The sequence below is a fragment of the Cupriavidus sp. 01L46 genome (assembly GCF_056399905.1).
The window spans coordinates 16,017-36,163 of record NZ_JBFTSF010000011.1 but is presented as its reverse complement, the minus strand read 5'-3'; the positions used below and the strand labels follow the sequence as shown (position 1 = coordinate 36,163).

Below are 20,147 nucleotides of genomic sequence, written 5' to 3'. Positions count from 1 at the left end.
GGAGGCATGATGAAATTTCTCAAGTACCTGGTCTTGCCGGCGATCGTCGTCGCGCTGATGGCGAACATGAAGGATCTCAGGCGCTACATCCGGATACGCAATATGTAGCTGTAGCGTGTAGCGGTCGGTCGAACAGCGTTTTGTCGAACGGAGGCGTCATGCAGGCTTGCGCACAACCTGTCAAGGAGCGGCCAGCCCCGGCACGGCCGGCCGGCGAGGAGATTCGTGTGCGCGGCATGGTGCAAGGCGTGGGGTTTCGCCCGACGGTGTGGCGCCTGGCGCATGACATCGGGCTTATCGGGCAGGTGCGCAACGACAGCGACGGCGTGCTGATCCGCGCCTGGGGCGATGCCGCGCTGCTGGACCGCTTTGTCGCGCGCCTGCGCGACGAATGCCCGCCGCTGGCGCGCATCGACCGGATCGAGCGCCGCGCGCTGGCGCCGGACGCCGGCGTGGAGGGCTTTTGCATCGTGCCAAGCGCGGGCGGGCATGTGCACACCGGCGTGGTGCCGGATGCCATGCTTTGCGCTGACTGTGTCGCCGACATTTGCGACCCGGATAACCGGCGCTTTGGCTATCCCTTTACCAACTGCACGCATTGCGGCCCGCGCCTGTCGATTATCCGGGCGATTCCCTACGATCGCGCCAATACCACCATGGCTGCGTTCCCGATGTGCCAGGCTTGCCGTGACGAATACGAGAACCCGGYTGACCGGCGCTTTCACGCGCAGCCGCTGGCCTGCCCCGCGTGCGGGCCGCATGTCTGGCTGGAGGGCACCGACGGCGCGCTGGCGGCAGGTCCCGCCGATGCCATACAGGCGGCAAGCGCACTGCTGCGCGCGGGCCGCATCGTCGCCATCAAGGGGCTTGGCGGATTCCAGCTGGCTTGCGACGCCTGCAACCCGGCGGCGGTGGCACGCCTGCGCCAGCGCAAGCGGCGCGAGAAGAAGCCGTTCGCGCTGATGGCGCGCGATCTCGCGGTCATCCGCCGGTACTGCGCGCCCACGCAGCGCGAGTGCCGCCTGTTGCAGAGCCCGGCCGGGCCGATCGTGATCCTGGTCGCCAGCGAGTGCCGGGAGCCCGGCGCCGAACTGGCGCCGGACGTGGCGCCGGGCGTGCGCTCGCTTGGCTTCATGTTGCCCAGCACGCCGCTGCACTGGCTGTTGATGGCCGCCACCGACCGCCCCATCGTGCTGACCAGCGGCAATGCCAGCGACGAGCCGCAGTGCATCGAGAACGCCGACGCGCGCATGCGCCTTGACGCTATCGCCGAGGCGTTCCTGATGCACGACCGCGACATAGCGCGGCGCGTGGACGATGCCGTGGCCCGGGTGGTGCTGGATGCGCCGAGCGTGATACGCCGCGCGCGCGGCTATGCGCCCGCGCCCATCTTGCTGCCGCCGGGATTTGCCGATGCGCCCCCGATCCTGGCGATGGGGGGCGAGCTCAAGAATACGTTTTGCCTGATGCGCCGCGGCGAGGCCATCGTCTCGCACCACATCGGCGATCTGGAAGATGYGCTGACGCATGCGGACTACCAGCGCGCGCTGGTGCAATACATGGCCTTGTTCGAGCATGCGCCGCAACGCATCGCGGTMGACCTGCATCCCGAGTACCTGTCAGCAAAGATCGGCCGTGAACTGGCCTTGGCGCGGGCATTGCCGCTCGTGGAGATCCAGCACCATCACGCGCATATCGCGGCGTGCATGGTGGAGAATGGCGTGCCGCTGGACGCCCGGCCCGTGCTGGGCGTGGCGCTGGACGGGCTTGGCTTCGGGGCGGACGGCAGCCTGTGGGGCGGCGAGTTCCTGCAGGCGGATTATCGCGGCTTTACCCGGCTCGGCAGGCTGAGGCCGGTCGCCATGCCCGGCGGTGCCAGCGCGATCCACGAACCGTGGCGCAACACGTACGCGCATCTGGTGTCTGCGTTCGGCTGGGATCCGCTCGCGGCGCGGTATGGCGCGCTGGCGATGGTGCGGTGCCTGGCGGCACGCCCCCGCGCGGTGCTCGACGCCATGATGCGCCGGGGCGTCAACAGCCCGCTGGCGAGTTCAGCGGGGCGGCTGTTCGACGCGGTCGCGGCGGCGCTCGGCATCTGCCCGGAGCGCTCGGCGTATGAAGGGCAGGCCGCTGTCGAGCTTGAGGCGCTGGTCGACCCACGCGTCATGGACGAGGAGGGCGACGCGCGCGCCTACCCGTTTGCGCTGGTGCCAGGCGAGCTGGCCTGCCTGGAGCCGCCCCCCATGTGGCAGGCGTTGCTCGATGACCTGACGCAAGGCACGCCCCCGGCGGTGATTGCCGCGCGCTTCCACAAAGGCCTGGCGATCGCTGTCGTCGACATGGTGAGCCACCTGGCGGATGTGGGTGACGGGATCGGCAGCGGCGCAGCCGTCGCGCTGTCCGGCGGCGTGTTCCAGAACCGCATCCTGCTGGAGCAGGTTGCCGCGCGGCTCGGCGCTAGCGGGTTCCGCGTGCTGTGGCACCGGCAGGTGCCGGCCAACGACGGCGGACTCTCGCTCGGGCAGGCGGTGATTGCCGCCGCGCAGGCGCTGCAGGCCAATGCTGGTGCGGGTGTGGACCAACGGAGCGAGACATGTGCCTAGGCATCCCCGGACAGATCATGGAAGTGCGGGACGCGGCCAACGCGCTGGCGGTTGTCGATGTCGGTGGCGTGCGGCGCGTGATCAATATCGCATTTATCGTCGATGACGGGCACCCGGCCGCTMAGTGCGTTGGCGAGTGGGTGCTGGTGCACGTGGGTTTTGCGATGAGCCGGCTCGACGAGGCGGAGGCCGCACGCACGCTGGCGTTGCTGCACGAGCTCGGTGTCGCGCAAGCGGAGTTCGACGAGATGCGTGGCGAAGCGCGGGCTTCGCCACAGGTGTAGCAGGTAGCAGTTAGCAGGTAGCAGTTAGCAGGTAGTAGTCAGCACGGAGACGCGGCATGCCCGACCAATCGCCACTAGAAGGCTTGTATCCCTTCCTGCACGGAGAACGGCAGGACCGGGACAAGCTCGACGCAGCCTTGCTGGAATCCGTGCGGCGCAAGGCGGACGACAGCCTTGACGCCAAGCGCAGGTTCTTTGCGCAGAACGGGCCGGCGGTGGTGGCGGTGGCCCATGCCATTGCCGCCACGTACCGCCGCGATGGCCGCCTCTTTGCCATGGGCAACGGCGGCTCGAGCTGCGACGCGGCGCATATCGCGGTGGAGTTCCTGCATCCCGTCACCGCCGGCCGCCCGGCGCTGAGCGCCGTCAACCTGGTTGCGGACACCGCCATGATGACCGCCGTGGGCAACGATGTCGGCTTCGCGCATATCTTCGTGCGCCAGCTGGTGGCGCAGGCACGGCGCGGCGACGCGCTGATTGGCGTGTCGACCAGCGGCAACTCGGAGAACCTGCTGGCTGCCTTCGCCAAGGGCAAGGAGATGGGCATGGTGACCATCGGCCTGTCCGGCCACGACGGCGGGCGCATGGCCACCAGCACGGATCTGGACCATTGCCTGGTGGTGCCGAGCGACAGCATTCACCGGGTGCAGGAGACCCACGTGGCGATCTATCACATCCTGTGGGACCTGGTGCATACCCTGCTCGCCGATGACCGTGGCGGGCTGGCCCAAGGAGGCGCGCGATGAAATACGTCGACGAGTTCCGCGATCCCGCCAAGGCGCAGGCGCTGGCCAGGGAAATCCGCGAGCTGGTAGCGGGCATCGCGCGGGCGAAGCAACGCCCCTTGCAGATCATGGAGGTGTGCGGCGGGCATACGCATACGATCTTCCGCTATGGCATCCAGCAGCTGCTGCCCGATGAGGTTGAGTTTGTGCATGGCCCGGGCTGCCCCGTGTGCGTGCTGCCGATGGGGCGGGTGGACGATTGCGTGGCGCTGGCCGAACGCCCGGAGGTGATTTTCACCACCTTCGGCGACGCCATGCGGGTGCCGGGCTCGAAGAAGAGCCTGCTCAAGGCCAAGGCGGACGGCGCCGATGTGCGGATGGTCTACTCGCCGCTCGATGCATTGAAGATCGCGCAGGCGCATCCGGAGCGCGAGGTGATCTTCTTCGGCCTTGGTTTCGAGACCACCATGCCCAGCACCGCCATGACGGTGTTGCAGGCCCATGCCATGGGGATCCGCAATTTCTCGCTGTTCTGCAACCACATCACGATCATCCCCACCATCAAGGCGATCCTGGATTCGCCGGACCTGCAGATCGACGGTTTCMTCGGCCCGGGCCATGTCAGCATGGTGATTGGCACGCGGCCCTATGATTTTATCGCCCGGCATTACCGCAAGCCGATCACCGTAGCCGGCTTCGAGCCGCTGGATGTGCTGCAGTCGATGTGGATGGTGCTGAGGCAGATCGCGCAAGGGCGTTGCGAGGTGGAGAACCAGTACGGGCGCATCGTGCCGGAAGCGGGGAACCCGCAGGCCCTGGCGGCGATCCAGCAGGTCTTTGAGCTGCGCGAGTTCTTCGAGTGGCGCGGGCTGGGATCCATCGACTTCTCCGGCGTGCGGATACGCGAGGCGTTTGCCGGATTCGATGCCGAGCGCAAGTTCACGGTGCCGGATGTCAAGATCGCCGACCCCAAGGCCTGCCAGTGCGGGGAGGTGCTCAAGGGCGTGATCAAGCCGCACCAGTGCAAGGTGTTTGGCACGGCCTGCACGCCCGAGGCGCCGCTGGGCTCGCTGATGGTGTCGAGCGAGGGCGCGTGCGCCGCGTATTACCACTACGGGCGGATCGATACCTCGCGGATCGAGCGGCACGGCGCCAAGGCGCAGGCCCCGACCGGCGCTGCCATCTGCGCGGGGAGCACGGCATGAATGACCGGGCTACCGCTGCCTTGGCGCCAAAGCGCGTCGCGCATGTGCGCGACACCGTGATCAACCTCGCCCACGGCAGTGGCGGGCGGGCCATGCGCGAGCTGATCGAAGACGTGTTCGTGACGGCATTCGATAACCCAGCGCTGACTGCGCTGGAGGACCAGGCGGTGTTTCCGCTGGCCGTCTTCGCCGCGCACGGCGACCGGCTGGCCTTTACCACCGACAGCTACGTGGTCGATCCGCTGTTCTTCCCCGGCGGCGATATCGGCACGCTGGCGGTCGCCGGCACGGTGAACGACCTGGCGGTCTCGGGGGCGGCGCCGCTGTTCCTGTCGTGCGGCATGGTGCTGGAGGAGGGCTTCCCGATCGACGCACTGCGCCGGGTCGTGGCCAGCATGCAGCGGGTGGCGCAGGAGGCGGGCGTCGCCATCGTCACGGGCGACACCAAGGTAGTGGAGCGCGGCTGCGCGGACAAGCTCTTTATCAACACCGCAGGCATCGGCGTGGTGCGCGCGGGCGTGGCCATTTCCGCTAGCCATGCGCGCGCGGGCGATGTGGTGATCGTCAACGGCTACCTCGGCGACCATGGCGCGGCGATCCTGGTCGCCCGCCAGCAGCTTGCGCTGGAAGCCGATGTAGAGAGTGATTGCCGCCCGCTCAATGGCTTGATCGCGCGGATGCTCGACGCCTGCCCGGACATCCATTGCCTGCGAGACGCCACGCGCGGCGGCGTTGCCACGGTGCTTAACGAGTTCGCGCATGGCTCCGGCGTGGCCATCCGCATCCGCGAGGCGGATATCCCGTTGCGCGAGGCGGTCAAGGGCGCGTGCGAGATCCTCGGGCTGGATCCGCTCTACCTGGCCAACGAGGGCAAGCTGGTTGCCGTGGTGCCGCCCACGGACGCCGGACGCGTACTGGCGGCGATGCGCACCCATCCCGACGGCCGGCAGGCGGCGGCGATCGGCGTGGTGGAGGCCGGGCCGGCGGGCCTGGTGGTGCTGCACACCGGCTTTGGCGGCCAGCGGATCGTCGACACGCTGGTCGGCGAGCAGTTGCCACGGATCTGCTGAGGGGGGGCGTCATGCACGAGATGAGCATCGCGAACAGCGTGGTCGAGATCTGCGCCGAGCAGGCTAACGGGGCGCGGGTGCTGCGGGTGATGCTGGAAATCGGCCAGCTCTCGGCCGTCATGCCTGATGCGATCCGTTTTTGCTTCGATGTCTGTGCGAAGGATACGGCGGTGCAAGGCGCGGTGCTCGAGATTATCGAAACACCCGGGCGGGCACGTTGCACGGCTTGCGGCGCTGAACTCGACATTGCCGTGCCGTTCGGGCAATGCGCTTGCGGCAGCGAGAACCTGGCGTTGATTTCCGGGCAGCAGTTGAAGATCCGGCGGATGGAGGTGGCGTGATGTGCACGACTTGTGGTTGCTCGGATACGGAAGGCGCGGTGGTGACGGATCCGCAAGCGGAGGCCGTTGTCGCCGCGGCGCCGGGCGGGATGGTGTTTCGTGCTCACGCGGGCGCGGGACAGGGGGGCCATATGCATTCCCACGCGCATCCGCATACTCACCATGACCATGACCATGAACATGAACACACGCACGAGCATCCACACGAGCCAGCGCACGAGCACGCCCTCGTTCACGGCACACCCGTTGCCATCGAGCGGGACATCCTGGCCAAGAACCAGCTGATCGCCGAGCGCAATCGTGGCTGGCTGGCGGGCCGCGCAATCGTGGCGCTGAATCTGGTGAGCTCGCCGGGCGCGGGCAAGACCACGTTGCTGGAGCGCACCATCCGCGATCTGGATGGCGCGCTGCCATTGAGCATCATCGAGGGCGACCAGGCGACGTTGAACGATGCGGAGCGCATTCGCGCAGCGGGTGGCCGGGCGATCCAGCTCAACACCGGCACGGGCTGCCACCTGGACGCGCAGATGATTTCCCGCGGACTGGACGCGCTTGACCCGCCGCCGCATTCGCTGCTGATGATCGAGAACGTTGGCAACCTGATTTGCCCGGCGCTGTTCGATCTTGGCGAACAGGCCAAGGTGGTGATCCTGTCGGTGACGGAGGGCGAGGACAAGCCGGTCAAGTATCCCCACATGTTCCACGCCAGCAGCCTGATGGTCCTGACCAAGACGGACCTGCTGCCGCATCTGCGTTTCGACGTGGAGCGCTGCGTACGGTACGCGCGCCAGGTCAATCCCGGCATCGAGATACTGCATGTCTCGGCGCAGACTGGCGAGGGTATGCAGGCGTGGTACGCGTGGTTGCACGCGCGTTGCCAGGCGGGCACATGATTGGGTGCTGCGCAGGCTGGCTACAAAGTCAAAGGCTTGAAGGCTGGGGGCGGCGACTCGCTCTTTCGCCCCCTTGGACCATCCGCACTTGCGCAGCCGCCTGCACCGACACCCCCGGCGGCAGGGCCTGTTCCCGTATCTCCTCCAGCAAAATCCCCAACAGCCGCTGCGCGCTCGGTGACAGCGACCGCAACGGCCGCGTGATCACGCAAATCTCCCGTGACAGCAGCGGCTCGTGCAATTCCCGGAAGACCAGGTCGGGATACTCACGTCCCTTGTTCGCCAGCGCAGGCAGCACCGAGTACTGCTTGCCCATGCTGAGCATGGCGAACAGGGAACTGGTGCTTTCCACTTCATCGTGCTGGCCGCCGAGCACGGGCCAGTTGCCGGCGTGGCTGCGCAGGAAGTGGCCGATGCCGGTGTCCGCGCTGAAGCCGACATATTGTTCGGGCGTCAGGTCGGCCCAGCATACCGGGCGTTCCAGTTGCGCCAGCGGCAGGTCGCGGTGGCAGACCACGCCGTAGGAGTCGGCCACCAGTGGCGTGTAGTCGAGGCCTTCATGGCCCTGGTATTTGCTGTCGATGGCGAAATCCACTTCGCCTTCCAGCACCAGCCGCTCGGCTTGACGGGCGGCGGGGTTGCGCAGGGAGATGGTGATGCCGGGATAGCTCTCGCGGAACCTGGGGATGGCACGGACCAGGAAGTGGTTGATGACCGAGGCCGCGGCGACGATGCGGATATGCCCTCGGCTGCCCTGGGACAGCGCCATCAGGTCATAGACCGAACTGTCGAAGCCGTTGACGACTTTCTCCGCCTCGGCCCGGAAGCGTTCGGCGTGTTCGGTCAGGGCCACGCGCCGGGTGGTGCGGTCGAACATCTTCAGGTCTACGGCTTCTTCCAACTGCTGGATGGTGGCCGTGAGCGCCGATTGCGTCATGCACAGGCGCAGGGCGGCGGCCGTGAAGGAGCCGGTGTCGGCGACGGCCAGGAAGCAACGCAGTTGCTTGAGGGTGACATTGTGGCGCATGAGGATAGGGGGGGGCGGCCGGGATCGCGGTCCGGGCTATTTTTCTGGATTTCGTAATAATCGGCCTATCGAATTCGTTTGTCCAGATTAATGGGGGTGCATAGAATTTGGCTTCAACCACGGCGCCGTACTGCGTGGCGATGGATACAAAGTGCCACTTTTCTCTCTCCCACAGGACCCCAGATGAAGAGCCTGATCCGCCTGAGCGCCGTACTGCTTGTTGTCCTGCCATGTCTGTCCCATGCCGCCGACGCCCCTGCAGCGGACGACGGCTACCCCAACAAGGCGGTGCGCATCGTGGTGCCGTTCGCGGCCGGAGGCTCTACCGATGTGGTCGCGCGCATCCTCGCCGAAAAGCTCTCCCAGCAGTTCAAGCAGCCGTTCCTGGTCGACAACCGGGCCGGCGCCAGCGGCAATATCGGCGCGGAGCTGGTGGCCAAGTCCCCGGCCGATGGCTACACGCTGCTGATGGGCGCTACGGGCGTGCTGTCGATCAACGACCATCTGTACAGCCGCATGGGCTACAACGTGGCCAAGGATTTCGTGCCGGTGAGCTACGTCACGCAGAACGCGAACATCCTGGTGGTGTCGCCGAGCTTGCCGGTGACCACCGTGCCGGAACTGGTGGCGCTGGCCAGGAGCAAGCCGGGCTCGCTCAGCTTTGCCTCGTCGGGGCCGGGCAGCTCCACGCATTTGTCCGGCGAGCTGTTCAAGTCCATGGCTGGCGTTGACATCCTGCATGTGCCCTACAAGGGCAGCTCCTCCGCGCTGACCGACCTGCTCGGCGGGCAGGTGACGATGCTGTTCGATAACGCGCCTTCTTCGATCGGCTTTGTGCAGCAGGGCAAGCTGCGCGCGCTGGCGGTGACCAGCCGCAAGCGCCTTCCTGGCCTGCCCAATGTGCCGACCGTGGATGAGGCTGGGCTGAAGGGCTACGAGTCGCTGTCATGGAGCGGCGTGGTGGCCCCCGCCGGTACGCCGCGTGCGATCGTGCTCAAGCTCAATCGCGCGATCGACCACATTCTCGCCACCGAGGAGGTCAAGGACAAGCTGGTGCAGCTTGGCGTCGAGCCCGTTGGCGGTTCGCCCGACGTCTTCGCCCGCCAGATTCAATCCGAGCATGAGAAGTGGGGGAAGGTCGTGAAGAGCGCCAACCTCAAGCTGAACTGATCCGGTGCCGGCGATGAACGTATCGGCTACCCCCGGCACCGGCGGCAGGACGATGGCGGAGAAGCTGCTCTCCCGCGCCGCCGGCCGCGACCTGCGCGCTGGCGACCTGGCGATCTGCGAGCCGGATGCCACCATGGGCACGGATGGCTCGATCCCCATGGCGCTCGACTACCTGCGGCAGATGCAGCCGGAGCGCGATGCTTTGCCGGGACCGGCCCGGCCCGAACGCGTGGTCTTCGCGCTGGATCATTACGGCGCAAGCTCCGGCGCGCGCGCGTTGGCCCTGCAGGACATCGCGCGGGACTACGCACTGGCGCATGGCATCGGGGTGTTCGAGGTGGGCGAGGGCATCGGCCACCAGCTCATGCTGGAGCGGGGCCGGGCGCTGCCCGGCCAGCTCGTGGTGGGGGCTGACTCGCATGCGGTGACCTACGGCGCGCTCAACGCGTTCGGCACGGGCATCGGCTCATCCGACCTGGCCGGCGTCCTGCAGTGCAACCAGCTTTGGCTCAAGGTGCCCGGCTCGCTGCGTATCCGCCTGCATGGCGCCTTGCCGGCGTACGCGTCGGCCAAGGACCTGGCCCTGGCCATGGCGCGCCGCATCGGTGCGGGCGGTGCGAGCTACCTTGCGCTGGAGTTCGACGGGCCCGGCCTTGCCGCGCTCGATATGGACGACCGCATCGTGCTGGCCAATATGTCGGTGGAGATGGGCGCCAAGGCGGGCCTGTTTCCCTTCGATGGTTGCACGGCAGCGTACCTCGCCGGGCGCACCGCGCAGGCTTATGTCCCGGTGGCGGCGGATGACGACGCCACCTATGTCGATACGCTCGGCTTCGACCTGTCCGCCATCACGCCGCAGGTGGCGTTGCCGCACCGCGTGGACGGTGTGCTCGATCTGGCGCAGGCGCCGGCCTTGAAGATCGGCATGGTCTATCTCGGCACCTGCACCGGCGGGCGCAGCAAGGACTACCGCGAAGCGCTGGACGTGCTGCGCGCGGGCGGTGGCGTGGCGCCCGGCGTGCGGCTGGTGGTGACGCCCGCATCGGAAGAGGTCCGCGCGGAGCTGGAGCGCGACGGCCTGTTGGCGGAGTTCGCGGCGTTCGGGGCAGAGATCCAGCCGTCCGGCTGCGGCGCCTGCTGCGGCACCTGCGGCAGCATTCCCGCCGATGGCATGCGCGTGATCTCCACCGCCAACCGTAATTTCAAGGGCCGCATGGGCAATCGCACGTCGGAGATTTTCCTGGCGTCGCCGCGCGCCTGCGCCAGCGCCGCCGTCACCGGCCACCTGGTCGATCCGCGCGAGGTGGCGCAATGACATTGCAGCAAACCGCATCCAACGCCGCAGCCGGCGCCGCGTCCGTCATCCACGGCCGCGCCCGCCTGCTTGGCGATGACATCAATACCGACTACCTGATCGCCTCCAGCCGCAAGAAGGACAGCCTGGACCCGCAGGTGCTGCGCCGCTACCTGCTGGAGGATGTGGATCCCGCCTTCGCCGCCAGCGTGGCGGATGGCGACATCCTGGTGGCCGGGCATAACTTCGGCTGCGGCTCCGCGATGGAGGTGGCAGTCACTGTGGTGCTCGCCGCAGGGATCCGCGTCGTGGTGGCCCGCAGCTTCTCACGCACCTACTGGCGCAACGCCATCAACAACGGCCTGCTGCTGATCACCGCCGATACCGCCGGCATTGCCGAAGGCAACGCGCTGACGCTGCGCCTGGACGGCGCCGGCGCCGAGCTGATGGTGGGCCATGCCTGCGAGGCGCCTACCCGCCGCATTCCCTGCGAACCCGTGCCGGACATCGTGCTGGCCATCCGCGCGGCCGGCGGGCTCGTTGCCTACCTGCGCCAGCATCGCAAGCTTGCCTAACCTTATCCATTCACGCTACCGAAGACAGCGCCCAGACCATGACAATCATCGCAGCCCGCCTCAACCGGATCAAGCCGTCGCCCAGCTCGATGGCAGGGCAACGCGCGCGTGAGCTTCGCGCCAGCGGCCGGGACATCGTCGGCCTCACCTCCGGCGAGCCGGATTTCGACACGCCGCAGAACGTCTGCGAGGCCGCCACCCGCGCCATGTCGGCGTCCAAGACCAAGTACACCGATGTTGGCGGCACGCCGGAGCTCAAGGCGGCGATTGCCGATAAGTTCCGCCGCGACAACGGCCTGGACTACGCGGCCAGCGAGATCATCGTCGGCACCGGGGGCAAGCAGATCATCTTCAACGCGCTGATGTGCACGGTGGACGTGGGCGATGAGGTCATCGTGCCGACGCCCTACTGGGTGTCCTACCCCGACATCGTGCTGTTGGCCGACGGCACGCCGGTCTTCGTGGACTGCCCGCCGGAGAATGGCTTCAAGCTGCGCCCGGAGGACCTGGAGCACGCCATCACGCCGCGCACGCGCTGGCTCGTGCTGAATGCCCCCAACAACCCGAGCGGCGCGGCGTATTCCCGCGCGGAGCTCGAGGCGCTGGCCGAGGTGCTGCTGCGCCACCCGCAGGTGTGGGTGATGACGGACGACATCTACGAGCACATCCTTTATGACGACCGCGAGTTCTGCACCATCGCGCAGGTGGAGCCGGCGCTGATGGCGCGCACGCTCACGATCAACGGCGTGTCCAAGGCCTACGCCATGACGGGCTGGCGCATCGGCTACGGCGGCGCGCCGGCGGCGCTGGTCAAGGCCATGGTCAAGTTGCAGTCGCAGAGCACGTCCAACCCATCGTCCATCAGCCAGGCCGCCGCGCTGGAAGCCCTGAGCGGCCCGCAGGACTTCATCGCCGAACGCACGCGTATTTTCCAGGCGCGGCGCGACATGGTGGTGGCGGAACTCAACCGCATCCCGGGCATCCGGTGCCACTCGCCGGAAGGCGCATTCTATGTGTATCCGTCCTGTGCAGGCCTGATCGGCAAGCTGACACCGGAAGGCAAGCGGATCGAGACCGATGCCGATTTCGTGCTCTACCTGCTGGAGGCGCAGAACCTGGCCGTGCTGCAGGGCGGTGCCTATGGCGTGTCGCCGTTCTTCCGCATATCCTTTGCCACCTCTGTTGCGCAGTTGCAGGAAGGCCTGCGGCGGCTGCGCCTGGCGTGCGAGGCATTGCGCTGACAACATACCCGCGAGCGCTGAGCCCGGCGCTAGCTACATCCGATTTGGAGTTTCACTATGAGCAACGATTCCCAGCCACTGCAGTGGCCGGCCGGCTATCGCATCAACCCACGCGCGGCGGGCCCGGCCGCCGACGTCGTCGCCGCCTTGCGCGAGATGCCGGTGGCCGCCATCGGCGATGCGATGAGCCGTAACGTGGGCGCCATCGGCCTGCGCCAGTATCACGCCCGGCTMGGTACCGTGCTGTGCGGCCCGGCGGTGACCGTGCGCGTGCGGCCCGGCGACAACCTGATGATCCACAAGGCCCTGATGATGGTCGAAGCCGGCGACGTGCTGGTGATCGACGGCGGCGGCGACGTGACGCAGGCCTTGGTAGGCGGCCTGATGCGCACCACCTGCATCGCCCGCAAGCTTGGCGGCCTGGTGATCGACGGCGCGGTGCGCGACCTGTGCGAATGGGCGGAGGAGGGCATGCCGATCTTCGCCCGGGGGCACACGCATCGCGGCCCGAGCAAGGACGGCCCGGGCGAGATCAACGTGCCCGTTTCCTGCGCCGGGCTGGTGGTGATGCCGGGCGACCTGGTGGTGGGCGATGCCGATGGCGTGATCGCGGTGCCGGCTGCCGAAGCGGCGCACGTGCTGCGCAAAACACGCGCGCACCTGGAGAAGGAGGCCAAGATCCGCGAGGGCAACCGCACTGGCACCACGGACCAGGAACGCTTTGACGCGGTGTTGAGGGCGAAGGGTTTGCCGGTTTGAAGCCTGGAGGGCCTTGGCCCTTCTCGTCTCCACCTACGAGCCGAGGCGCTGCACAAAGAACGACAGGATTTCGTCGCGCGCGGCCACTGTCGGCTCGCCAGCTTCGTCAATCAGGTGGACGGTGACGACGCTGTGCGGGCAAGGCACGTGCTGGGCAAAGAAGGCAGGGACATCGGGGTTGGCGGCGCTGTCCGGCAGCGTGCGTCCCACGAACCTGCCGCCAAGGGCCTCGGCATAGGCCGTGAAGCGTTGCGCCCTGCAAAACCGATCGCCTGCAAATCGATACGCCAGCACCGTGAGATCCTCCCGCTCGAGCCGCTCACGCACCACGGCGAGCTCCCCGGGCGCCATCTCGATGCCACCGGGATCATCCAAYGGCAGCGAGGGCTGGCAGATCACCGGTGCCAGCATCGCCGGCTCAAGCATCATCGACAGTGCGAAGTTGCCGGTGAAACACATGCCGATGGCGCCAACGCCGGGGCCGCCGCACTCCTGGTGCGCCAGCCTCGCCAGCGCCCTCAGCCACTGTGTCACCGGGCTCGACTGATTGGCAGCGAATGCGTGAAACTCCGCGCTAACGCAGGCGCGCCGAAAGACCGCCGCACCTGCCTCGGCGTCCGGCACGGCGCCGTCGCGGCCAAAGAGCGACGGCATATAGACCGTCAAGCCCGCATCGCGTACCCACCGGGCAAAGCGTGCGACGTGCGGGCTGATGCCCGGCATCTCCGTCATGAMGATCACCGCAGGCCCCGAGCCTGCTACGTGGACCACCTTGGCCACGCCGTCGAGCGTGATCGTGCGGCGCGTGAAATCGTCAAGGCGATCTGCCTCCATCATGCTGCGGTTCACCATGGCGTTGCCTCCTGTGCGCTGGATGGTCAGGCCGCGTCGGCCAGATGCTGCAGGTGCGCGTAGCCGGCCACCTTTGCGAAGCGGGGCAACTGCCAGACATCGCCATTGACCCCCCAGGTGCCATCGGCCACATCGTGGAGCCTCACCGAGGTGGCCAGCCGCCGCTGGTCGCCGGCTGGCTGCGCCTGCCGGAGGGCGTCGTGCATCAACCGTACGTACAACGCCCTGGCCGGCGCGTCCAGCACGCCAGCAGGCACATAGACCGTCGCGATGCAGGGCAGCACCTGCGATGACATGTCGACGCCGCCGCACGTCCACAAGCCGGCTTCCGCTTCTTCGATCACGACCCAGATCGCGAAGCGCTTGTGCKGGTCATCGGGCATGCGCTCCGCCATGGCGGCGGCGTCGCTGATGCGGCGGGCGAGATCTGCGCGGGCAGGGCCGGCAAACGCGCCTTTGGGTATGTTGACGAGGATATTGGGCATCGAAGCGGCGTTGTCGTTGAGGTAGGTGCATTAGACGCTTTGGCCAGGTAGACTTTGAGTGTCAATTTAGACATCTTTAGGGCGTTTTCAGCCAATGAAGGATTTCACCGTTGTGGCGCTGTCCGGCGCCTATTCAACCAGCGTGGCCGCGACGATCGATATCCTGCGCGCGGCTTCGTTGCTCGCGCCGCGCATGCATCTGCCCCGGCCGACCTGGCGCGTGGTATCGACATCCGGGCGTTCCGTGCCGTTGAGCGGCGGCATGCATATCGAAGCCGCGGCCTTGCCAGCGCGGCCACGTGCGCAGGCCACGCATGCGACGACCTGGATCGTGCCGGGGCTGGGCATCGACGATGCCAGCGCCATCGCCCGCCGGCTGGCGCAAGAGGATGCGCGGCTGGCGGCACGGGCTGTTGCCACGCATGCCGCCGCTGGCGGCCATGTTGCGGCATCTTGCTCCGCGGTGTTCCTGCTACAGGCCGCGGGCCTGCTGGCGCAGCGCCGGGTCACGACATCCTGGTGGCTGGCAGCCGAGTTGCAGCGCCTGGAGCCGCGTTGCATCGTCGATGCCGACCGCATGGTCTGCGCGGATGAGCATGTGAGCACCGMCGGCGCGGCATTTGCACAGACCGATCTGATGCTTCACCTGTTGCGCAGCCGGTTTGGCGTTGCGCTTGCCGACGCGGTGAGCCGGGTCTTGCTGATCGACGGCCGGCAAGCACAAGCGCGCTTCGTGGTGCCGGCCATGTTGTCCAACGGCAATGCGCTGGTCGGCCGTCTGGTGGCTCGGATCGAATCCGCATTGCCGCAGCCACCCAGTATCCAGGTGTTGGCGGACGAGTTTGCCATGTCCCAGAGAACGCTGTCGCGGCGTGTGCGCGAGGCCACGGGCAAGAGTACCTTGGCGCTGGTGCAGAGCGTGCGGCTCAATCGCGCCCGCATGCTGATCGAATCGAGCCGGATGTCCGTCGAGCAGGTTGCCGAGCAGGTGGGCTATGAGGATGCCACGGCGCTCAGGCGCCTGATGCGCAAGAGGGCGGGTGTCACACCCAGCCAGTATCGAACGGCGGGCGAAGCGCCTTGATGCGGGATTCGGCGGCGTACTCGAAGGCCACTGAACGGCGGCCGTTAGTCAGTAGGAGTCCGTCGAGGAAGTACCCACAGCATCGCACTGACTGCCTCAGCCTGGGTTCGGGTGTGCGTCTTCTCGTAGATCGCCCTGAGCTGCGTGCGGATCGTGGCAAGTGAAACACCGATGCTGGCCGCGCATTCGTCGGGCGTCTCGCCCCGGATGAGCGCCTCTGCCACCGCAGCTTCTGCCTTGGACAAGCCAAAAGCCTGCCGCAACTGTTGCGCCACGACCAGCGCGCCTGCGCACTGCCGCCGTCTAGCGGTAATCATGATGGTGGCATCGCCAAACGCTGCGCGCAGCGTTTGTGCGGGAAGTGAGGTGATGCTGAGAAAAATCTCGTGCGCGCTGTCCAACGCGCCTTGCAAGGCTAGACTTTCGCCTTTTCTGGTCTTTGCTACGCGTGCAATGGCCGCCTGAAGGTAATCATTCTCCGCCGAGACCACCGCAGTCAGGCGACCGTGCGCCAGCCTTAGGCAGGCGGTCGCACGCAACATGGATTCGGCGGCCTGGTTGACAGAGACGACACGCGAGTTTCTGTCCAGGGCCAATACGGCAAGCCCCAGTTCCTCCATCAGTTCAGCACCGAGCGCGGCATCGCGGTGCAGGATTCTTGCATCCTGCCAGAGATTGATGGAGCGCTGCAGATGTCCAGTCATGCCCACTGCGGCGGTGCGTTCCTTCTGCGAATACGGCGTTCTGCCATACGCTCGCAGCAGGCCGAGCAGGACGTCGCCGCTGCCCGGGCGCGCGAAGCGAACGCCCATCAAATACCGAAAGCCAGCTGGAATCTGGTAGTCCTGGAAGAATTCGCTACGTGCGACGTCCCGATCCGTCAGGTGATCGTGGCAACAGACGAATTCGCCGATCGCCGCCTTCTCGACAAAGCCGCGGCGAGGATCGAGCGCGCCATAGTATTGGTCGTAGCGGGCAATGACGTCATCCAACTCCCCTCGCGGGGAGTAGACCGAAAAACGGGGGGCGTTGCTTGCCGCATCCCAACTGAACATGTGGAAAAAATTGGCCCCCAGAGCCTCGATGACCTGGTGGAACACCTCAAGAAAGCTGTCGTGGTGCAGCGCGGCCTCATAGAGGTCCCCGATAAGCTGGTCCCTTGGCAATTGCTTTCTCCCCAAAAAGCAGTGCAATTTAATTGTGGTGTATTCGGCCTAAAACTTCACGGGCCATGCCGGAGCCATCTCTTTTTGCCAATTTATCACAGCTTCTCTGCGGGGTGCGCCGCGAAAATCCCTGAATTTCATCCATCTGAATGATGACCGGCGAGATGGGCTTCCGGAAAATCCGAGCCTCTAACTAGAACGGGTCAGGGAGGAAAAAAATGAAGCTCAAGCCTTTAGCGATCAGCTTTGTAGCGCTTTCGTTGGCCGCCTGTGGCGGCGGCGGGGATTCCGCATCCACGTCGGGCGGAACAGGCACGCAAACGCCGGCGGCACAGACCGTCAGTGGTGTGGTCGCCACTGGTCTGCCGTTGTCTGGTGCCGCAGTCAACATGACCTGCGCGTCAGGTTCCGGAGCGGCAACGACGGCCACGGATGGCAGCTATTCGGTCACGCTCAAGGGCGCAATCCTGCCCTGCGTGCTGACCGCCACCAGCAGCGACAGCAAGATCATCCTGCATTCGGTGGTTCCAGGCGCCGGGTCGGGCAGCAGCAACGCGACCGCGCATATCACGCCGCTTACCGAACTGCTGGTCGCCCAGCTGGGCGGGCAAAACCCGGCTCAGTTTGTGGCAGCGTTCGGCCCGGCGACGGCAGTGAGCGCGACGGCGGTCAGCAGTGCCCAATCGGCCTTGGTCTCCGTGCTCAAGAAGGCCGGATTCGATCCTTCCGGCGTCGGCGACTTTATCGCAGGCGCGATCGCTGCGGGCAGCCATCAGGGCTATGACGCGATCCTGGACACCCTGCAATCAACGATTGCGAGCGCAAACACCAGCCTGAGTGAATTGAGCGCTGCCATTGCCAACAGCACGGGCAGCACCACGGCCGCCGCCTCGACCCTCGGCACCATTCTGGCGCCCGCGAACGCTGATTGCACCTCGCTGAAGAGCGGCGATCACCGCCTGATCAAGCTATCCGATGGATCTGCAAAGCTGGCGACGGTGGATGCGACGAAATTGACCGTCGCCATCAGCGGCACGACCTATCAGCTCACCAAGGGCGCGACGAGCTGCGATTTCTCGTTGAACGATCCAAACTCGACGCGTGTGCTTGTCGCTAAATCCGGGCTTGCGGTCTGGACAAGTGGAAGTGGTACTACTGGAACGATTGCGCTGTCGATGCCGGCGCAGACCATGGACCCAAGCGTCATCAATGGGGCATACAACTATGCGCTTATCAGCGGCTCACCCCAAAACCAGTTTGGTACCCACGGCTATGCAAAAGGCGTAACCACATCGGCCACAAACTGCTTGAGTGGCTACGGCAGCTGCGCAGTCGATACCGTCACGCCATATGGGCATCTGGTCGCCACGCCCGATGGCGGCGCGGATTGGATTGACGATGGCAGCCAGGCGGGCACCGCACAGTTCCACGCGGTTGGATTCAGAAACGCGCAAGGAAACATCCTCTGGATTGCCACAGTGTTGGGACAAGGAGGAGGCGTGGGTGTTTTCGTCCCGCAAACGACACTGCCTCTGCCGGCGGTTGGTACCGCAAGCGCCTTTTGGCAACGCATTGTTGACAACACCACAGGCCTGAGCGCGGTCACTGAAGATAGCCACACCATTACGGCACTGAATGGGTCAGCCGTCACGCGTACCTTTGCGTCCGATAGCCATTCGGACGTGCTGGGTTTCAACGATCCGTTCAACGGGATGCGTCATCGTGCCACCAATGCCTGCACCACCTCAACGGGTGCCGCACAGAACTGTAGCGCGACGCTGCAACTACCATTGGGCGGCATGACGTTGGCGTGGTCGGGGTCCGGGGCGACCTATCGTGTTTCGATTTCGGTGACCAAGCCCGGCAGCTTGTAAGCACCCTGCGCCCGATGTCCGGGGCGCTTGGCACCGGCTTGTGATGAGCCGGTGCCAGCGCATTTCGATTGTTTGTCACTAGAGTCTCCCCGGCGTTTCCCGTTGCCTCTTCGCCGGCCCCGGCCAGCCACGAGAGTAGAATCTCGCAAAATTTTTCGCTTGTGGCGCACGGGAATCGACATGACACAGGGCAACGCCAATGCCAACGCCGCCGCGGTGACCGGGCTGGAGCCGGCCGCCGCAGCAAATCCACCGCACGGCCGGCAAGGCCTCACGGAACAGGAGCAGGGCGCCTACGCCCGCAAGGCCGTGATCGCCTCGGCGGTCGGCTACGCGCTGGACGGCTTCGACCTGCTTATCCTCGGCTTTATCCTGAGCGCGGTGTCTGCCGGCCTCGGGCTGACCAGCACGCAGGCGGGTTCGCTGGTTACCTGGACGCTGGTTGGCGCGGTGGCCGGGGGCATCTTCTTCGGCATCCTGAGCGATTACGTGGGCCGGGTGAAGGTGCTGACCTGGACCATCCTGCTGTTTGCCGTCTTCACCGGCCTGTGCGCGTTCGCGCAGGGCTACTGGGACCTGCTGGCCTACCGGACCATCGCCGGCTTTGGCCTTGGCGGCGAGTTCGGCATCGGCATGGCGCTGGCCACCGAGGCCTGCCGGCCCGGCCAGCGCGCCCGCGTTTCCTCCTATGTGGGCCTTGGCTGGCAGGCGGGTGTGCTGGCCGCGGCGCTGCTGACKCCGGTGCTGCTGCCCTATATCGGCTGGCGCGGCATGTTTGCCATCGGCGTGCTGCCGGCGGTGGCGTCGTTCGTGGTGCGCCGCTTTATCGGCGAGCCGGAAGTGTTCGTTGCCAGCAGCAAGGTGGCGCGTAAGKGCAACCCGCTCAAGATGCTGGTGGCGGATGCCGCGACCGCGCGTGCCAGCCTGGGCGTGGTGGTGCTGTGCTCGGTGCAGAACTTCGGCTACTACGGCCTGATGATCTGGATGCCGACCTACCTGGCCAAGCAGTTCAATTACTCGCTGACCAAGTCCGCGCTGTGGACCTCGGTGACCATCATCGGCATGGCCATCGGGATCTGGGTGTTCGGCCAGCTCGCGGACCGCGTCGGCCGCCGGCCCACCTTCCTGATCTACCAGGCCGGGGCGGTGGTGATGGTCTTTGTCTACTCCCAGCTATCGACTCCCTACGCGCTGCTGTTCGGCGGCGCGGTGATGGGCCTGTTCGTCAACGGCATGATCGGCGGCTACGGCGCGCTGATCTCGGAGCTGTATCCCACGCAGGCCCGCGCCACCGCGCAGAACGTGCTGTTCAATATCGGCCGTGGCGTGGGCGGCTTTGGCCCGCTGGTGGTCGGCGCGCTGGCCGCCAGCTATTCGTTCGGCACGGCCATTGCCGTGCTGGCGTCGATCTATGTGCTGGATATCCTGGCCACGCTGTTCCTGATTCCGGAGCGCAAGGGTGCCGCGCTGGATTAGCCGGTCCCTTAGTCCCTTAGTCC

General features: G+C 66.3%; 20 protein-coding genes. 16 read left to right on the top strand and 4 right to left on the bottom strand.

Going from position 1 to position 20,147, the window contains the following annotated elements:
* Positions 1–6 precede the first annotated feature (6 nt).
* Genes AC1DS3_RS03635 through hypB form a run of 8 tightly spaced genes read left to right on the top strand, consistent with a single transcriptional unit; the run spans position 7 to position 7,121 of the window.
* A complete protein-coding gene (locus AC1DS3_RS03635; protein ID WP_416052024.1) occupies positions 7–108 on the top strand; it encodes a DUF6893 family small protein in 102 nt (33 codons plus the stop codon).
* Positions 109–158: 50 nt separating this feature from the next.
* The gene (gene hypF / locus AC1DS3_RS03630) at positions 159–2,603 is read left to right on the top strand and encodes a carbamoyltransferase HypF (protein ID WP_477126706.1); all 2,445 of its coding nucleotides are present in this window, start codon (positions 159–161) and stop codon (positions 2,601–2,603) included.
* Positions 2,594–2,887, top strand: coding sequence for a HypC/HybG/HupF family hydrogenase formation chaperone (locus AC1DS3_RS03625; protein WP_477126705.1), 294 nt, complete (start codon positions 2,594–2,596; stop codon positions 2,885–2,887). Before hypF ends, AC1DS3_RS03625 begins: the two co-directional genes overlap by 10 nt.
* A gap of 56 nt (positions 2,888–2,943) precedes the next feature.
* Complete coding sequence (locus AC1DS3_RS03620) at positions 2,944–3,633, top strand: D-sedoheptulose-7-phosphate isomerase (RefSeq protein ID WP_441631375.1); 690 nt, start codon at positions 2,944–2,946, stop codon at positions 3,631–3,633.
* Positions 3,630–4,817: a hydrogenase formation protein HypD gene (hypD, locus tag AC1DS3_RS03615; protein ID WP_477126704.1), complete on the top strand. Its 1,188-nt coding sequence runs from the start codon at positions 3,630–3,632 to the stop codon at positions 4,815–4,817. Before AC1DS3_RS03620 ends, hypD begins: the two co-directional genes overlap by 4 nt.
* Complete coding sequence (gene hypE, locus AC1DS3_RS03610) at positions 4,814–5,887, top strand: hydrogenase expression/formation protein HypE (RefSeq protein WP_441631379.1); 1,074 nt, start codon at positions 4,814–4,816, stop codon at positions 5,885–5,887. The genes hypD and hypE overlap by 4 nt, the downstream gene beginning before the upstream one ends.
* Positions 5,888–5,898: 11 nt before the next feature.
* A complete protein-coding gene (hypA, locus tag AC1DS3_RS03605; protein ID WP_441631381.1) occupies positions 5,899–6,228 on the top strand; it encodes a hydrogenase maturation nickel metallochaperone HypA in 330 nt (109 codons plus the stop codon).
* The gene (hypB, locus tag AC1DS3_RS03600; RefSeq protein WP_477109115.1) at positions 6,228–7,121 is read left to right on the top strand and encodes a hydrogenase nickel incorporation protein HypB; all 894 of its coding nucleotides are present in this window, start codon (positions 6,228–6,230) and stop codon (positions 7,119–7,121) included. Before hypA ends, hypB begins: the two co-directional genes overlap by 1 nt.
* 28 nt (positions 7,122–7,149) lie before the next feature.
* On the opposite strand, the gene AC1DS3_RS03595 is transcribed toward hypB, so the two are convergent.
* On the bottom strand, positions 7,150–8,148 hold the full coding sequence (locus tag AC1DS3_RS03595; RefSeq protein ID WP_441631385.1) for a LysR family transcriptional regulator: 999 nt from the start codon (positions 8,146–8,148) through the stop codon (positions 7,150–7,152).
* Positions 8,149–8,331: 183 nt separating this feature from the next.
* On the opposite strand from AC1DS3_RS03595, the gene AC1DS3_RS03590 reads away from it, so the two are divergent.
* From AC1DS3_RS03590 to AC1DS3_RS03570, 5 genes are read left to right on the top strand one after another with little or no spacing between them, the layout of a single operon-like run.
* Positions 8,332–9,318 (top strand): Bug family tripartite tricarboxylate transporter substrate binding protein, encoded by a 987-nt coding sequence (locus AC1DS3_RS03590; RefSeq protein WP_441631387.1) that lies wholly within the window; start codon positions 8,332–8,334, stop codon positions 9,316–9,318.
* Positions 9,319–9,331: 13 nt separating this feature from the next.
* On the top strand, positions 9,332–10,633 hold the full coding sequence (locus AC1DS3_RS03585) for a 3-isopropylmalate dehydratase large subunit (RefSeq protein ID WP_441631389.1): 1,302 nt from the start codon (positions 9,332–9,334) through the stop codon (positions 10,631–10,633).
* Positions 10,630–11,187 (top strand): LeuD/DmdB family oxidoreductase small subunit, encoded by a 558-nt coding sequence (locus AC1DS3_RS03580; protein ID WP_441631390.1) that lies wholly within the window; start codon positions 10,630–10,632, stop codon positions 11,185–11,187. Before AC1DS3_RS03585 ends, AC1DS3_RS03580 begins: the two co-directional genes overlap by 4 nt.
* A 38-nt stretch (positions 11,188–11,225) precedes the next feature.
* Complete coding sequence (locus tag AC1DS3_RS03575) at positions 11,226–12,428, top strand: pyridoxal phosphate-dependent aminotransferase (protein WP_441631392.1); 1,203 nt, start codon at positions 11,226–11,228, stop codon at positions 12,426–12,428.
* A gap of 57 nt (positions 12,429–12,485) precedes the next feature.
* Positions 12,486–13,187 (top strand): RraA family protein, encoded by a 702-nt coding sequence (locus AC1DS3_RS03570; RefSeq protein ID WP_441631394.1) that lies wholly within the window; start codon positions 12,486–12,488, stop codon positions 13,185–13,187.
* A 33-nt stretch (positions 13,188–13,220) separates the two neighbouring features.
* Here AC1DS3_RS03570 and AC1DS3_RS03565 read toward each other — a convergent pair whose 3' ends face one another.
* Positions 13,221–14,039, bottom strand: coding sequence for a dienelactone hydrolase family protein (locus tag AC1DS3_RS03565; RefSeq protein ID WP_477126703.1), 819 nt, complete (start codon positions 14,037–14,039; stop codon positions 13,221–13,223).
* A 26-nt stretch (positions 14,040–14,065) separates the two neighbouring features.
* Positions 14,066–14,524 carry a tautomerase family protein gene (locus AC1DS3_RS03560; RefSeq protein WP_477126702.1) on the bottom strand — a complete coding sequence of 153 codons (459 nt, stop codon included), beginning with the start codon at positions 14,522–14,524 and terminating at the stop codon, positions 14,066–14,068.
* A gap of 94 nt (positions 14,525–14,618) precedes the next feature.
* On the opposite strand from AC1DS3_RS03560, the gene AC1DS3_RS03555 reads away from it, so the two are divergent.
* Entirely contained in the window at positions 14,619–15,608 is a 990-nt protein-coding gene (locus AC1DS3_RS03555) for a GlxA family transcriptional regulator (protein ID WP_477126701.1), read from the top strand.
* A gap of 44 nt (positions 15,609–15,652) precedes the next feature.
* Here AC1DS3_RS03555 and AC1DS3_RS03550 read toward each other — a convergent pair whose 3' ends face one another.
* Positions 15,653–16,774: a helix-turn-helix transcriptional regulator gene (locus tag AC1DS3_RS03550; RefSeq protein ID WP_477109116.1), complete on the bottom strand. Its 1,122-nt coding sequence runs from the start codon at positions 16,772–16,774 to the stop codon at positions 15,653–15,655.
* 218 nt (positions 16,775–16,992) lie between these two features.
* On the opposite strand from AC1DS3_RS03550, the gene AC1DS3_RS03545 reads away from it, so the two are divergent.
* Both AC1DS3_RS03545 and AC1DS3_RS03540 read left to right on the top strand, forming a co-directional pair.
* Entirely contained in the window at positions 16,993–18,648 is a 1,656-nt protein-coding gene (locus AC1DS3_RS03545; RefSeq protein ID WP_477109117.1) for a hypothetical protein, read from the top strand.
* 180 nt (positions 18,649–18,828) lie between these two features.
* A complete protein-coding gene (locus AC1DS3_RS03540) occupies positions 18,829–20,124 on the top strand; it encodes an MFS transporter (protein ID WP_477126700.1) in 1,296 nt (431 codons plus the stop codon).
* The last annotated feature ends 23 nt before the right edge of the window (positions 20,125–20,147 follow it).